We start from the raw sequence: 14788 nt of genomic DNA, 5'->3' as shown, positions 1-14788 counted from the left end.
CAGCTCACAAATTATGTAGTTTTTTGGTAATCAGACGGACAACGCTTTTAGGGGATTGGCGGTCTGTTTTAACAATCAGATCAGCAGCTTCGCGATATAGGGGGTCGCGAAGCTCAAACAGGTTTTCCAGAACGGCTTTAGGGTTGTCATTCTGTAGCAGAGGGCGGTTTTTATCTTTTGAGGTGCGCTGAAGCTGTTGTTCAATGGTGGTGTGCAGATAAATCACGGTACTGCTTTGGCTGATGGCGGTGCGGTTTTCCGGGCGCATAATGGCGCCGCCACCGGTGGCCAGCACGATAGGACCTTCTTCCTGCAGTAGTTCAATAATGGTTTGGGTTTCGCGACGGCGGAAGCCCTCTTCACCTTCAACATCGAAGATCCAGGGAATGTTGGCGCCACTACGGGCTTCGATTTCGCGATCAGAGTCGAAAAATGGCAGGCTGAGTTCGGTCGCTAACAGGCGACCAATCGTGCTTTTGCCGGCGCCCATTGGGCCGACGAGAACAATGTTATGGTTATATTGCATCACATTTCGTGCTGAATGAATCGGGTCAGTTCAGGCTGACGCTATCTTCAATCAACCTGGGCGTAATAAATATCAGTAATTCTACTTTTTCCTGTGACTTTTCGGAACGGCGGAATAGCGCTCCGAGAAGAGGAATATCGCCAAGTACCGGAACTTTGAAATTCTGATCGAAGCTTTCCGAGGTGTAAATGCCACCTAAGACAATGGTTTCGCCATCGTTAACCAGTACCTGAGTTTCAATGGCATTGGTATCGATCGCCGGTGCGCCATCATACTCCTGATTGCCCAGAGCGTCCTGAGTGATCTTCAGATCCATGATGATATGTTCGTCAGGTGTAATCTGAGGGGTAACCTCAAGCGCCAGTACGGCATCTTTAAATGCGATCTTGGTGCCGCCGGAGGAGGATTCTTCCCGGTAAGGGATCTGCTTACCGGACTTGATCAGCGCTTTACGCTTGTTGGCAGTAATCACCTTAGGCTGAGAGATGATTTCACCCTTACCTTCACTGGCCAAAGCGGCAAGTTCCATATCCACCAGAATACTGGAATCCGCATAGCCTAATGCAAAGGTTCCTGTGCCGGGGTTGATATTGGTATAGCCGCCGGAGCGCGCAGCCAAATCTACAGCCAGTCCGTTAGCACCGATCGCTGTTTCGCCTTCGCTGATGGCGTTACTGCCACCGCCGGTCCAGCGAACACCAAGATCACTGCTCAGGTTGCTACGGGCGATAACAATGCGGGCTTCGATCAGTACCTGCTGTACCGGAATATCCAGCTTAGCAATCACCTCTTTCACAGCTTCAAGGGAGCTGGGTACATCCTGAATCAGAATGGTGTTGGTGCGTTCATCCACCAGTGCCCGCCCACGCTTGGAGAGCAGGCCGGGGCTACCATCGCTGCCGTTCAGAATCAGAGAGATATCTGAGGCCTTGGCGTATTTGATCTGAATAAATTCCGAGCTTAGGTTGGCCAGATCACGGTTCTCCTGGCGGGAAACCAACTCTTTACGTTCACGTTCTGCCAATTCATCTGCTGGCGCGACCATGAGAACATTCCCGGATTTACGGCTGGCTAGGCCTTTGCTTTCCATAACCAATTGCAGCGCCTGATCCCAAGGCACCTGTTCCAGTCGTAGGGTCACGGAACCCTGAACGCTGTCGCTGGTGACAAGGTTCAGATCGGTGGTTTCAGCAATAATTTGCAGGACCTGACGGATATCGATGTTCTGGAAATTCAATGAGAGTTTCTTGCCTGAGTAAGGAAACTTCTTTTTCATCAGCGCTTCTTTTTCCACCGGAGACAGCGGTTTGGCTTCCAGTGTAAGAGTGCGGCCGGTCTGGTAAGCCATATAGCTGAAATCACCCTTCAGCTGGAAATCGAAGCGGGCGTTGTCGGATTGCTGACGTGCACTGATATTCTGAATCGGGGTCGCGAAATCGGAAACATCCAGCATACGGCGAAGTGCCCGGGGCAGGCTGGCTTGTTTCAGTTCAAGGCGCAGCTTCTTGCTGTCGGTTTCGGTTAGCTGGAAATCGATGTCAGCACGTTCCAGCTCCAAAACAAAAAGGCTTTCATTGTTCGGACCGCGACGGAAATCGATATCACGGATGCGGGGCAGTTCACTGGTGGTAGAGGTCGCTGGGTTCAGGCTTGGCTTATTGCCAGCAACCGTGGCAGGAGCCAACTGGCCAATGGTTACCTTAATCTCAGAACCCTGAACGCGGGTCTGGAACGAGGAGGACTGATCCAGTTTGACCACCAGGCGGGTCCGGTTGCCTGCCTGAATGCCGGTAATGCTCTGTACCTGAGACTGGTTGAACTGAAAACTCTTCTGCGCCAGATGATTCTCGGTGTTGAAAAGGTCGATAATCAGGCGGGCAGGGTTGTCGATCTGATAGCTCTGAACCCGTGCCGCTGGCTTATCCAGTTGCAGGGTGAGTTCAGCCTGACGGTTTTCGGTGGTACGAAGATCCAGAGTCTTAAGAGCTGATGATGCCGCATAGGCGTATGAAGTAAATAACAAGGCAAAACTGCAGGCGAGCAGCAACATAAGATGCCGGGCATGCGTCGTCCAAAAGCGGGTGGTGAATCTGTATTCTGCCTGAAAGCTGTTATTCATCTGAGTGTGTCGCCAACTTAAGCTGTCTCGGGCGTTTGATCCATCCGCCCTGTTCATCCTGAACAGTTTCTTCAATAAAAACCGTGTCTTCTGATATTTCGGCCACTCTACCAAAATCTTGCCCTAAATATTGGCCTTTTGTGACTTTATGTATCTTTCCCTGACCGTCGTCGATTAAGGCGGTAGGGAATTTTGCATCAGCGAACTGCAGAGTACCCACCAGAGACAGGCTTTCCAGAGGCAATTGTTCCAATGCACCTTTGGTGCGTTGGGTGTCCGGTCGGAACTGATCCGACAGGTAACGCTCAGAGGTGGTGTTCTGCTGCTCATAAAGATGGAACGGGCTGCGTTGATCTGTACCTGTATAGAGAGCAGCCTGATATTCAGGACGTTCCGGTAAGGGTTCAATGCGTCCCGATGGACGATTGCGGATGTCGACCAGAGTTCGCATCAGGTCGTTATGACTGCCCTGGTCGCTGCATCCGGTAAGAAGCGCAGACGTGGTTAACACTACCGTCAGGCTGAAGGTCAGATACCTATTCACTTTCTTCCTCCTTCTCTGATGGAATGTTGTGATAGGCCATCGCCTCAATCGTCAGGATCAGGTGTTTTCCGTCAGGTTGTAGGGTGAAATTATGCAGGGTGACAATACGTTCCAGTTGCGTCATGCCGCTCAGGAACAGGGCCAGATTGTGATAGCTGCCGTTTACTGTCAGAGTCAGAGGTTGCGCACTATAGGCGCTTTCCTGTATCTCTGACTGAAGTTTCAGTCCCCGGATATCCACCCGATACTTTTGTGCCTGTTCGCCGATCTGTTCTATTAGTTCCGGTATCGATTTTTGTGTCGGTAGCTGTGCTGACAGGCGGGTGATCTGTTGCTGGATATCCTGCATCTGCTGTTTGTAAGCGGGCAGGTTAGCCCCCTGGAAAGCCTTAATTTCATATTCCTGCAGCAGCTGTTGTTCCCGGTTTTTTGCCTGTTCCAACTGAGTAAACTTTGGCGACAGATAAAGCAGATAACCCACAATTGCGGTCACAATAACGGCAATCGACCAAGCTGTAATCTTGCCGCCTTTGGGCCAGGAGCCGGCGTTTTTAAAGTCGATCTCGTTAAGGTCAACCTGAGAGAGCTTTTCCAGCAGCTCTTTCAGACCCGGTTTCTTTTCGGAGGCTGATTTGCTCATTGTTTTGCCTCCTGTGCCAGAGTCGCTGAGCTATCTTTGTGCTCAATCTGCAGGGTGAAATGATTGAAGCCCCGGTTTATTGTGCTGGCGCTAACATCTGTCAGGGTTGGGTTTATCAGTACATCAGATTGCGCCAGTGTTCGCATCAGGTTGGAGATCTGGCGGTTACCGGCGGCTTCACCTTCCAGAGTCAACAGGTTGCCATCGAGTTGTAAGCGGGTCAGATAAAGCTGTGGCTCAGTGGCGTTAGCAATGCTGTTCATAATATGAACAATATCGCTGCGGTTATGCTGCAGATTCTGAACGATGCCGATCCAGTCCAGTAGCTGATCCCGCTTTTTACGCAGTGCGCGGACTTCCTGAATCTCAGTGTTGAGCACATTGATCTGCGCCTGAATCAGATTGTTCCGGCTGTTCTGGCTGTCGATCTGATGGCTTACCAGCTGTCCGGCTGCAATCATGATGAGCAGAGTAACCGCGCCAATCAGAAGTGTGATCTGGATAAAGATTTTCTGGCGCTGTTTGCGCAGCTCTTCCCGCCAGGGTAATAGGTTAATCTGCCGCATTGTCCAGATTCCTCATCGCCAGACCGAAAGCCACCAGAAGAGCGGGGGCGTCATTGTTCAGCGCTTCCTGATTGATTCGCGGGTTACTGGATGTCAGTACGAACGGATTGGCTACGCTGGTTGGGGTGCCGAGGTGTTCCTGCACCATATCCGCCAGGCCTTCTGTTGCTGAACTGCCACCAGCCAGCAGGATATAGTCGATATGATTGTAGGCGCTGGAGGAGTAAAACAGCTGCAGGGCACGGCTGATCTGTTGCACGGCGGTTTGCAGAAAGGGCAGTAGTACATCGCGTTTGTATTCCGCTGGCAGGCCACCTTTTTTCTTGGCGTAGCCTGCTTCGCCATTGCTCATATTGAAACGGCGCATAATCTCATCGGTCAGCTGTTTTCCGCCAAAAACCTGATCCCGGCTGTAGATGATCTCTTCGCGGCGCAGTACGCTTAAGTTTGTCATGGTTGCGCCGATATCGACTACCGCGATAAGAGGATCAGCTGCTTCGATTTTCAGTCGGGGTAACAGCAGGGATACAGCTCGTTCGATGGCGTAGTTCTCAACATCAACAACCTTGGGAATCAGACCGCCATACTTCAATGCATCCTGCAGATAATCCACGGTTTCAAGGCGACAAGCGACTAACAGAACATCCTGTTTATTAGGGCGTCCTTTGGTTGGGCCGAGAACTTCGAAATCGATGGCAACTTCATTGATCGGAAACGGAATGAACTGATCGGCTTCAATCAGGATCTGACTTTCCAGTTCCGAGGCTGACAGCGTGGCATCCATCTGTATGGTTCGGGTAATAACGGATGCGCCGGAAACAGCGGCTACGGTATGACGGGTGCTTGGGCGTGCGCGTTCAATCACCAGGCGGATCGCTTCGCCTACTTGCTCGGGTTCCTGAATTTTACGCTCGACAACAGCAAGGTGCGGCAGAGCAGCTACACCGTAGCTCTCAATCTGAACCTTGCCGTTACGGCTACTGAGTTCCAGTAGCTTAACCGAGGAGCTACTGATATCGAGCCCCAGCATGTTTTGTTTTTTGCCGCGTAAGAAACTGAACAAAGGCGCTGTCCTTGTGGCTTTAGCAGCCCCTGACGGGGCCAAGAATCTTTGGCGTTAAAAAGCGTAAAGCCAAATGTGTAACTGATTGTAATTATGGCGATTAAATCGTTTTTAAACCAGCGACGCAATTGGAATCCTATGACTTTACCAGCCTATAATGGCAGCTTTGCTGTGAAAAGTGCAGTTTGGTTGATGAGTAACACCTTAATGAGGGAAACGACTTACCCATGAATGCAACAAAAGTGTTTTTTAAGTGGTTGATCTACTTGTTGTTTGGCGGGTTTGCTTTCGGTACAGCGGTTGCATTCAGTGTCGTGCTTTATCTGGGGCCTCAGCTTCCGGATATTGAGCAACTTAAAAATATTCAGCTACAGACGCCTTTGCGTATCTATACCCAGGATGAAAAGCTGGTGGCGGAGTTTGGCGAAAAGCGTCGAACCCCTGTTCAGTATGAGCAGATTCCTCAGCACTTTATTCAGGCGATTCTGGCGGCGGAAGATACCAGTTTCTATGAGCATTCCGGTATCGACATTAAAGGTCTGGGTCGTGCGTTTGTTCAGCTGGCGCAGTCCGGCAGTATTCAGTCCGGTGGTAGTACCATCACCATGCAGGTTGCCCGTAACTACCTGCTGACGCTGGATCAGACTTTCACCCGTAAATTCAAAGAGATCATGATCTCCCTGCAGATGGAGAAAATCCTCACCAAAGAGGAGATCATGGAGCTCTACGTCAACAAGATCTATCTGGGTAACCGCGCTTACGGTATCGATGCCGCAGCTGAGGTTTATTACGGCAAAGAGCTGCATGAGCTGAGCCTGGCCCAGTTGGCGATGATTGCCGGTCTGCCAAAAGCCCCTTCCCGCTATAACCCGATCATCAATCCACGCCGTGCCTTGCTGCGTCGTAACTGGATTGTGCACCGTATGCATTCTCTGGGCATGATTGATGAAGAATCCTATGAGACTGCAGTTCGTGAGCCGATTACTGCCCGTTATCATGGTTTGCGTCCTGAGGTGGAAGCGCCGTACGTTGCTGAGATGGTGCGTGCGGAGGTAGCCGAAAAGCTGGGTGATGATATCTACACGGCAGGTTACAGGGTTTATACCACGCTGGATTCTGAGGCGCAGAATGCCGCCAATGCAGCCTTGGTGAAAGGCCTGCTGGATTACGATAAGCGTCATGGCTGGCGCGGTGTGGTTCGCAGTGATATCCCGGCTGCACTGGAAACCGATGAGGGCGATGAGTTCTCCCGTGAGGGTGAGCTGGATCTGGGGATCGAGCCTGAGGTTGATGCTGAAACCGGTGAACCTGTGGTCAGTGAAGACACCAGTAACTGGCAGAAAGTCCTGCGTACCACGCCAACCTATGGTGAGCTGAAGCCGGTTATTGTCTCGACAGCTGAAGAGCAGTTCCTGCAGGTAGTGACCGAAGACGGTGCTTATATCGAGATTCCGTGGGATAACCTGACCTGGGCGAAGCCTTACCATAACCCGTTCTGGAAAGGTCCGACCCTTAAAGCGACCAGTGATATTCTGAAGCGTGGTGATCTGATCTATATCGAGCCGGGTGAAGCACCGCCTGAGCCTGTTAATCCGCCAGCCGAAGAGGTAGCAGAGGTTGCCGAAGAGACTCTGCTGGCAGAGGGTGAAGTCGCTGTCGAGCAGGGGCCGCAACAATACTGGCAGCTGTCTCAGATTCCGAATATTCAGGGAGCCTTTGTTTCCTTGTCGCCGGAAGATGGCAGTCTGTTGGCTCTGGTCGGTGGCTTCAACTTCTATCAGAACAAGTACAACCGTGCCTATCAGGGGGCTCGTCAGGCGGGTTCCATCTTTAAGCCGATTGTTTATACCGCAGCTCTGGAAAGCGGTATGACCCCTGCGACCATCATCAATGATGCTCCTGTGGTATTTGATGATAAGGAGCTGGAATCGACCTGGCGTCCAAGCAACTCCAGCGGTAAGTTCTATGGCCCGACCCGTTTACGTCATGCCCTTTATAAGTCCCGAAATCTGGTATCGATCCGTATTCTGCGATCCATCGGTATCAGCAGTGCGATCCGCTTTGCGACCCGTTTTGGTCTGAACGCGGATCAGCTGCCGCGGGATCTCTCGCTGGCGCTGGGTAGTGCGACCTTGTCTCCTTATGAGATGGCTATGGTGTACGCTGTGATGGCCAATGGTGGCTACAAGGTGAACCCATACTTTATCGATCGTATCGAGAATAGTGATGGCGAGGTGCTCTATCAGGCTGAGCCATTAAAAGTATGCCGCGATTGTGAAGAGGGCGCTGAGGAAGTTCAGGTGGGCGAGCGTTTCTACCCGATCGCGCCGCGCATCGCTGATGAGCGCAGTATCTATATCATGCATACCATGCTCAAAGACGTGATTCGTCAGGGTACAGGTAAAGCAGCGCGTTCTCTGGGGCGCTCGGATATTGCCGGTAAAACCGGTACGACCAATGAGCAGAAAGATGCCTGGTTTGCGGGCTTCAACCAGGATGTGGTTGCCGCAACCTGGGTGGGCTTCGATCAGCCAGCGACAATCGGTGAGTACGGCAGTAAAGCCGCATTGCCGATCTGGGTCGACTTTATGGATGACTTCCTCGATGGCAAACCGGAGCGCAGTATGGCTCAGCCTTCAGGACTTGTGACCGTACGTATCGATCCTGAAACCGGTAAGCGTGCCCGTCCGGGTCAGGCTGATGCTATCTTCGAAGTTTTCCGGGTCGAGAATGTACCGGAGGAAGAAGTGGTTGTGGCACCGGCAACTCCGACTGAAATACTGGAAGGCAACGATGGTGAAGTGTTAGCACCGGTTGAGGAAGCTCCGGCTCCTGAAGCGCTGTTCTAAGACGGGCATTGGCCGTTCATAAGTGTTCATGTTATCCGGAGTCTGAGTGATCAGGCTTCGGATTTTTTAGTTTCTGGTCGCGGTATTTTTAATCCCGGAAACGAAAAACGGCACCCTTGTGGGGTGCCGTTTTTTTGTGCCGGAACAAATGTCGATAGGACATTTTCAAGCGAAAAAGCACCTGAATATCAGGTGCTTTTTGGGTGTGCTGTGCTGTCTTACAGAGGGTAGTGCTCTGGGTAAGGCAGGCGAGCAACGCCGGAATCAACGGCCGCTTTAGCAACAGCTGCAGATACCGCGCCCAGCAGACGGGAGTCTGTTGGCTTAGGAATGATGTAGCCAGGGCCAAACTCAAGCTGAACGCCGTCGTAAGCGTCGATTACTTCCTGAGTTACAGGCTCTTTCGCCAGATCTTTAATCGCGTGAGCTGCAGCAACTTTCATCTCTTCGTTGATGCGGCTGGCACGAACGTCCAGAGCGCCACGGAAGATGAATGGGAAGCCCAGTACGTTGTTAACCTGGTTCGGGTAATCAGAACGGCCGGTCGCCATGATCAGATCGTCACGGGTCGCGTTAGCCAGCTCTGGGCTGATTTCCGGATCAGGGTTAGAGCAAGCAAATACGATTGGCTTAGCAGCCATTTTCGCCAGTTGCTCAGCAGACAGCAGGTTAGGACCAGACAGACCAACGAATACGTCAGCGCCGTCGATAGCATCGTCCAGAGTGCGCTTGTCAGTATCGTTAGCGAACATCGCTTTGTACTGGTTCAGGTCATCACGACCGGTGTGAATCACACCTTTACGATCCAGCATGTAGATGTTTTCGATCTTAGCACCACAGCTTACCAGCAGTTTCATACAAGCAACGGCAGCAGCGCCTGCGCCCAGACAAACGACTTTAGCTTCTTCGATAGACTTGCCCTGAATTTCCAGAGCGTTCAGCATGCCGGCTGCAGTTACGATAGCAGTACCGTGCTGGTCATCGTGGAATACAGGAATGTCGCACTGCTCGATCAGAGCGCGTTCAATTTCAAAACACTCAGGTGCTTTGATGTCTTCCAGGTTAATGCCACCCCAAGTGTCAGCGATACGTGCAACAGTATCGATGAAGGCTTGTGGGCTTTCTGCATTAACTTCGATATCAACAGAGTTGATGTTTGCGAAACGCTTGAACAGAAGGCTCTTACCTTCCATTACAGGCTTACTGGCCAGAGGACCCAAGTTACCCAGACCCAGAATCGCAGTACCGTCGGAGATTACAGCAACCAGGTTGCCTTTACCGGTGTAACGGTAAGCGTTCTCAGGGTCTTTTGCGATTTCACGAACAGGCTCAGCAACACCTGGGCTGTACGCCAGAGACAGGTGGCGAGCAGTTTCTGCTGGCTTGGTGATTTCTACACTTAATTTGCCCGGGATAGGATTAGCGTGGTAGTCCAGCGCAGCTTTTTTCATTTCGTCTGACATTAGAAAAGTTCCGGTTGTTAGGGTTTAGCACTTCCAGAGCATATAGAAAAAAAACCAGCCGAACAAGGCGCATATTAAACAAAAGTCAAAGAACTTTTTTTACAAAAAAAATGCGCTTTTATGAGCAAAAACACTATCGAAATCAGAATGTTGTAATTTGACTACTGTGTAATTTTGACACCATCTAAGAGGTAGAATTACGGGTAATTCTGACGCTTTTTGCAGCAGCGAAAAAAGGGTCGTAGAAATATGACTACAGGAACTCCTGAGTCACAGTTGCTTTGGCTGATCCCTTGTTACTATTTTCGGAGGAATGTTTGTAGTTTCGGACAAGTGATTGTGTAGTCTGAGTGATAAAGCTTTGCGAAAACCGAAATTCAGGCATAAAAAAAGCAGCCATTTGGCTGCTTTTTTTGTCCGATAAAGAAGAACTTAGCTCTTCTTGATACGGCTTGCGAAACGCTGCTTGAAGCGATCAACACGGCCGCCAGTAGAAGCTTGCTTCTGCTTACCGGTGTAGAAAGGGTGGCACTGAGAGCAAACGTCCAAGTGCAGTGGCTTAGCCAGTGTAGAACGCAGTTGGAAAGTGTGACCGCAGCTGCAAGTTGCAGTTACTTCGTTGTACTCTGGGTGAATACCTTGTTTCATTTTGAAAACCTCAATAAGTATGAACCGCCACCTGGTCTTTGCCGGGCACCGTTCAAGGTCTGTACAGATTAACCGGTTATTCTTTGCAGGCGTTTCGACTATTGGTATGAGCCCACCGCAATGGGGTCATTGAATAGGATGAGCCTTATAAGAAGGTGAGGCATAATAGCAGAGATTTTTTCTGAGGCAAGAGGTAAGCATGCCCTCATTATTTGATGACGAGCTGCCTGTTATTCGGGTCGCGTTGCCGGTGCCGTTAACGCGCTGTTTTGATTATGTTTTACCCCCGAATTTACAGAATGCTTATCTGCCGTTGGGTGCCCGCGTTCGCGTACCTTATCGCAACAAGGCGATGATTGGCGTTGTTATGGAACGGCAGGTTACGCCTGATGTGCCGGTAGAAAAGCTCAAACCTCTCTCCGAGCTGATCGACGATGCCTCTCTGCTGGATGATCATCAGCGGGCGTTGGCGCAATGGCTGGCGCGATACTGTCATGGTCCTGTCGGTGAAGTGATCAGCATGATGCTGCCAACGTTGCTGAGACAGGGGGCTGCGGCCCATATTCAGGAAGAGACCTACTGGCTGGCCACTCAAAGTGGCCGAGCACTGGATCCGGAGAAAATGAGTCGTGCGCCCAAGCAGGCAGAGCTGCTGCGGGCGTTGCAGAAGCATCAGCAGCCTGTGGCTGCCACCATGTTGCGCTCTCTGGGTTTCACCTCTGCTCAGATGGCGGCTCTGGAAGATAAAGGTCTTGCGGAGCGCTATCAGCAATCCCGTCATCTGGAAGGGCGTGATGATGACGCCCGTCCCGTGCTTGCCGAAATTCCCCTGCAATTAAATGACGATCAGAAGACTGCGGTTACCGAGATCACTGACAGGCTCGGGCAACCGGACGTGTTTCTGCTGGAAGGGATCACCGGCAGCGGCAAAACTGAAGTTTATCTGCAGATAATAGAAGCAGTATTAAAGCAGGGTCGACAGGTGCTGGTGCTGGTGCCCGAGATTGGTCTTGCGCCACAAACGGTAAACCGGTTTAAGAAGCGATTCTCGGTGCCTGTGATGACGCTGCACTCAGGTCTTAATGATAAAGAGCGACTGGATGCCTGGTTGTTGGCCCGGGATGGTCGTGCCGGTGTGCTGATCGGTACCCGCTCTGCTGCTGTGACACCTTTTAAAGATCTCGCCCTGATCGTTGTTGATGAGGAGCATGATGCTTCCTATAAACAGGGTGATGGTATCCGTTATTCTGCGCGGGATCTGGCCGTGGTGCGGGGCAAGATGTTGTCCTGCCCTGTGGTGCTGGGATCTGCTACACCTTCGTTGGAAACCCTGCATAACGCCACAGAAAAACGCTATCACTGGCTGAAGCTGACCCAGCGGGCGGGTGCCAGTGTTCAGCTGCCGGATATCTATCTGCACGATATTCAGAATAAGAAGCTGACCAATGGTATTGATGGCGGCCTGTTGCAGGTGATGCGCACTCACCTTCAGCAGGGCGGGCAGGTGCTGGCCTTTATTAACCGTCGTGGTTTTGCCCCTGCTTTAATGTGTCATGACTGCGGCTGGGTGTCTGATTGTCCCTATTGCGATGCCCGCATGACGTTGCACCGGGAGCCTCCCCGTTTGCATTGCCATCATTGCGATAGTGTCGGGCCGATTCCTCATCAGTGTCCGAAATGCTTTGCTTCTGAATTGAAACCTGTGGGCTCGGGAACTGAGCGCATGGAAGAAACACTTGAAAACGCCTTTAAAGACTGGCCGGTGTTTCGGGTGGACAGAGATACCGTCAGCAGAAAGGGCATGATGGAAAAGCTGCTGGAAACCATTCATAAAGAAGAGCCCTGTGTGCTGGTGGGGACTCAGATGCTGGCCAAGGGCCACCACTTCCCAGCGGTGACTCTGGTGGTTGTGCTGGATGCTGACGGTGGTTTCTACAGCTCTGATTTTCGTGGCTTAGAACGCATGGGGCAGCTGCTGACTCAGGTTGCAGGTCGTGCAGGTCGTGAAAGCCGTAAAGGTAAAGTCGTGGTGCAGACTCATCGCCCTGATGATCCACTGTTAAAGCTTCTGGCTCAGCATGACTACAGCCAGTTTTCCCGCTGCTTGCTGGAGGAGCGCAAAGAAGCGCTGCTGCCGCCCTATTCCTTTATGGCGATTATCCGCGCGGAAGCCAATCAGAGTGATCTGGTGATCAACTTCCTGACTGAGGTGGTTCAGGCGGCGGAGCCTGTTATTGCACAGATCGAAGGGCTGGAGGTTAATGGCCCTCTGCCATCGCCGATGGAACGGCGTTTTGGCCGTTATCACATGCAGATCTGGTTGTTGTGTGATCGTCGTGCCCCCCTGCATCAGGGGATCGCTTGTCTGCTGGATCTGATCAATCGTCATCCGATGAACCGAAAAGTACGCTGGTCGCTGGATGTGGATCCTCAGGAGTTGATCTGAAACACTGATCCGTCGTTTAACTTTTATTACGTAAAAGCATGGTTTTGTGGTTAACAGACGCCTGAATAAAGATGATAATGTCGGGTTATTGATTATAAGTGGGTCGAAGCCTGTGAGCGGCTTCGGACAGTAAATTTATTGGTTAGCAGATCCGGACTGAAATGAAAGAACATATTGCTGAATTAATTGGTGCCGCCATTGACTCTCTGAAACAGCAGGAGATCCTGCCTGCTGATCTGTCACCCCGAATCATGGTGGAAAACACCAAAGATAAGGCGCACGGTGACTTCGCTACCAATATTGCTCTGATGCTGGCCAAGCCTGCCGGTTGTGCGCCGCGCGATCTGGCGCAGAAGCTGGTTGATGCTCTGCCACAGAGCAGCAATGTGACTCAGGTGGATATCGCTGGTCCCGGCTTTATTAACTTCTTTGCCAGCGCAGCGACTATCACTGCAGTTGTTGGTGACGTTCTGGCTCAGAAAGACGCGTTTGGTCTGAGCAAAGCCGGTGGTAATCAGAAGATTCAGGTGGAATTTGTTTCTGCTAACCCGACTGGCCCTCTGCACGTAGGTCATGGCCGAGGTGCTGCTTATGGTGCAACGGTTTCCGATTTTCTGGCTGCAGCGGGTTTTGATGTCCACCGTGAATACTATGTGAACGATGCTGGTCGTCAGATGGATATTCTGGCAACAAGTGTGTGGCTGCGTTATCTGGAAGCAAACGGCGTTGCCTTTGACTTCCCAAGTAACGGCTATAAAGGCGGCTACATTCTGGATATCTCCAAGAAGGTTCAGGATCAGTTTACTGACACCCTGATCCGTGATGCGGCTGACGTATTTGCTGGAGTACCTGCAGATGAGCCAAAAGGTGGTGATAAAGAAGCCCACATTGATGGTCTGATCGCTCAGGCGAAAGCGCTGCTGGGTGCTGAAACCTACGAGCAGGTATTTGATATCGCGCTGGAAGATATCCGTGGTGATATCGAGCAGGATCTTGGCGAGTTTGGTGTTCAGTATCAGGAGTGGTTCTCCGAGCGCTCTCTGACTCGTGGCGGTGATGTTGAAACCGCACTGAAAAAGCTGACCGATGCTGGTCACATCTATGTGGAAAACGGTGCCCAATGGTTCCGTTCTACCGCCTTCGGCGATGACAAAGATCGTTGTGTGGTGCGTGATAATGGCATGACCACTTACTTCGCCTCCGATATCGCTTACATGCACAACAAGTTTGAGCGTGGTTACGACAAGCTGCTGTACGTATTTGGTGCTGACCACCACGGCTACCTGCCACGTCTGAAGGCGGTATGTCAGGCGCTGGGTTGCCCGCTGGAGAAGCTGGATTTCCGTCTGGTTCAGTTCGCGATTCTGTACCGTGGTTCTGAGCGTGTTCAGATGTCCACCCGTTCCGGTTCTTTCGTGACCCTGCGTGAACTGCGTGGCGAAGTGGGTAACGATGCGGCGCGTTTCTTCTACGTGAGCCGTAAGTCTGATCAGCACATGGATTTCGATCTGGATCTGGCGAAATCCCAGTCCAAAGACAACCCTGTTTACTACATCCAGTATGCCCACGCCCGTGTTTGCAGCGTGATGCGCAAGCTGGCTGAGAACAGCTGGAGCTTTGATCAGGCTGCAGGTCTGGCTGCTCTGGAGAAACTGGACAGCGATTACGAAAAAGATCTGATGGTAGCGCTGGCGCGTTATCCTGAGGTTCTGGAAAACTGTGCCCTGAACTATGAGCCACACGTGATGGCTCAGTTCCTGAAGGATCTGGCGTCTGATTTCCACACCTGGTACAACGCCCTGAAAGTTCTGGAAGAAGATGCAGAGATCCGTAATGCCCGTCTGGCTCTGAGTGAAGCGGTTCGTCAGGTGCTGGCAAACGGTCTGGGTCTGTTGGGTGTGAGTGCACCTGAGGAGATGTAAGC

11 protein-coding genes are annotated in these 14788 nt (G+C 51.6%); 3 read left to right on the top strand and 8 right to left on the bottom strand.

What is annotated here, in order from left to right; genetic code table 11:
* Positions 1-4: 4 nt before the first annotated feature.
* From aroK to BV405_RS03710, 6 genes are all read right to left on the bottom strand, one after another.
* Positions 5-526: a shikimate kinase AroK gene (aroK, locus tag BV405_RS03735; protein ID WP_086479542.1), complete on the bottom strand. Its 522-nt coding sequence runs from the start codon at positions 524-526 to the stop codon at positions 5-7.
* 25 nt (positions 527-551) lie between these two features.
* Entirely contained in the window at positions 552-2549 is a 1998-nt protein-coding gene (locus BV405_RS03730; RefSeq protein ID WP_217895566.1) for a type IV pilus secretin PilQ, read from the bottom strand.
* Positions 2550-2637: 88 nt separating this feature from the next.
* Complete coding sequence (locus BV405_RS03725; protein ID WP_086479540.1) at positions 2638-3189, bottom strand: pilus assembly protein PilP; 552 nt, start codon at positions 3187-3189, stop codon at positions 2638-2640.
* Positions 3182-3829, bottom strand: coding sequence for a type IV pilus inner membrane component PilO (locus tag BV405_RS03720; protein WP_086479539.1), 648 nt, complete (start codon positions 3827-3829; stop codon positions 3182-3184). The genes BV405_RS03725 and BV405_RS03720 overlap by 8 nt, the downstream gene beginning before the upstream one ends.
* Positions 3826-4395 carry a PilN domain-containing protein gene (locus BV405_RS03715; protein WP_086479538.1) on the bottom strand — a complete coding sequence of 190 codons (570 nt, stop codon included), beginning with the start codon at positions 4393-4395 and terminating at the stop codon, positions 3826-3828. Before BV405_RS03715 ends, BV405_RS03720 begins: the two co-directional genes overlap by 4 nt.
* Positions 4382-5458 (bottom strand): pilus assembly protein PilM, encoded by a 1077-nt coding sequence (locus tag BV405_RS03710; RefSeq protein ID WP_342743904.1) that lies wholly within the window; start codon positions 5456-5458, stop codon positions 4382-4384. Before BV405_RS03710 ends, BV405_RS03715 begins: the two co-directional genes overlap by 14 nt.
* A gap of 227 nt (positions 5459-5685) precedes the next feature.
* Here BV405_RS03710 and BV405_RS03705 point away from each other — a divergent pair, with 227 nt between their 5' ends.
* Positions 5686-8307, top strand: a complete 2622-nt coding sequence (locus BV405_RS03705) for a penicillin-binding protein 1A (protein WP_086479537.1) — start codon at positions 5686-5688, stop codon at positions 8305-8307.
* 218 nt (positions 8308-8525) lie between these two features.
* Here BV405_RS03705 and BV405_RS03700 read toward each other — a convergent pair whose 3' ends face one another.
* Together BV405_RS03700 and rpmE are read right to left on the bottom strand one after the other, a co-directional pair.
* On the bottom strand, positions 8526-9770 hold the full coding sequence (locus BV405_RS03700; RefSeq protein WP_086479536.1) for a malic enzyme-like NAD(P)-binding protein: 1245 nt from the start codon (positions 9768-9770) through the stop codon (positions 8526-8528).
* Between the two features lie 432 nt (positions 9771-10202).
* Entirely contained in the window at positions 10203-10418 is a 216-nt protein-coding gene (rpmE, locus tag BV405_RS03695; protein WP_086479535.1) for a 50S ribosomal protein L31, read from the bottom strand.
* A gap of 199 nt (positions 10419-10617) precedes the next feature.
* On the opposite strand from rpmE, the gene BV405_RS03690 reads away from it, so the two are divergent.
* On the top strand, positions 10618-12864 hold the full coding sequence (locus BV405_RS03690) for a primosomal protein N' (RefSeq protein ID WP_086479534.1): 2247 nt from the start codon (positions 10618-10620) through the stop codon (positions 12862-12864).
* Between the two features lie 161 nt (positions 12865-13025).
* A complete protein-coding gene (gene argS, locus BV405_RS03685) occupies positions 13026-14786 on the top strand; it encodes an arginine--tRNA ligase (RefSeq protein WP_086479533.1) in 1761 nt (586 codons plus the stop codon).
* The last annotated feature ends 2 nt before the right edge of the window (positions 14787-14788 follow it).

This window comes from Oceanospirillum sanctuarii, from assembly GCF_002150805.1.
Lineage (GTDB): Bacteria > Pseudomonadota > Gammaproteobacteria > Pseudomonadales > Halomonadaceae > Oceanospirillum > Oceanospirillum sanctuarii.
Note: the sequence above shows the minus strand (reverse complement) of the source record. Positions and strands in the feature narration are given on the sequence as shown.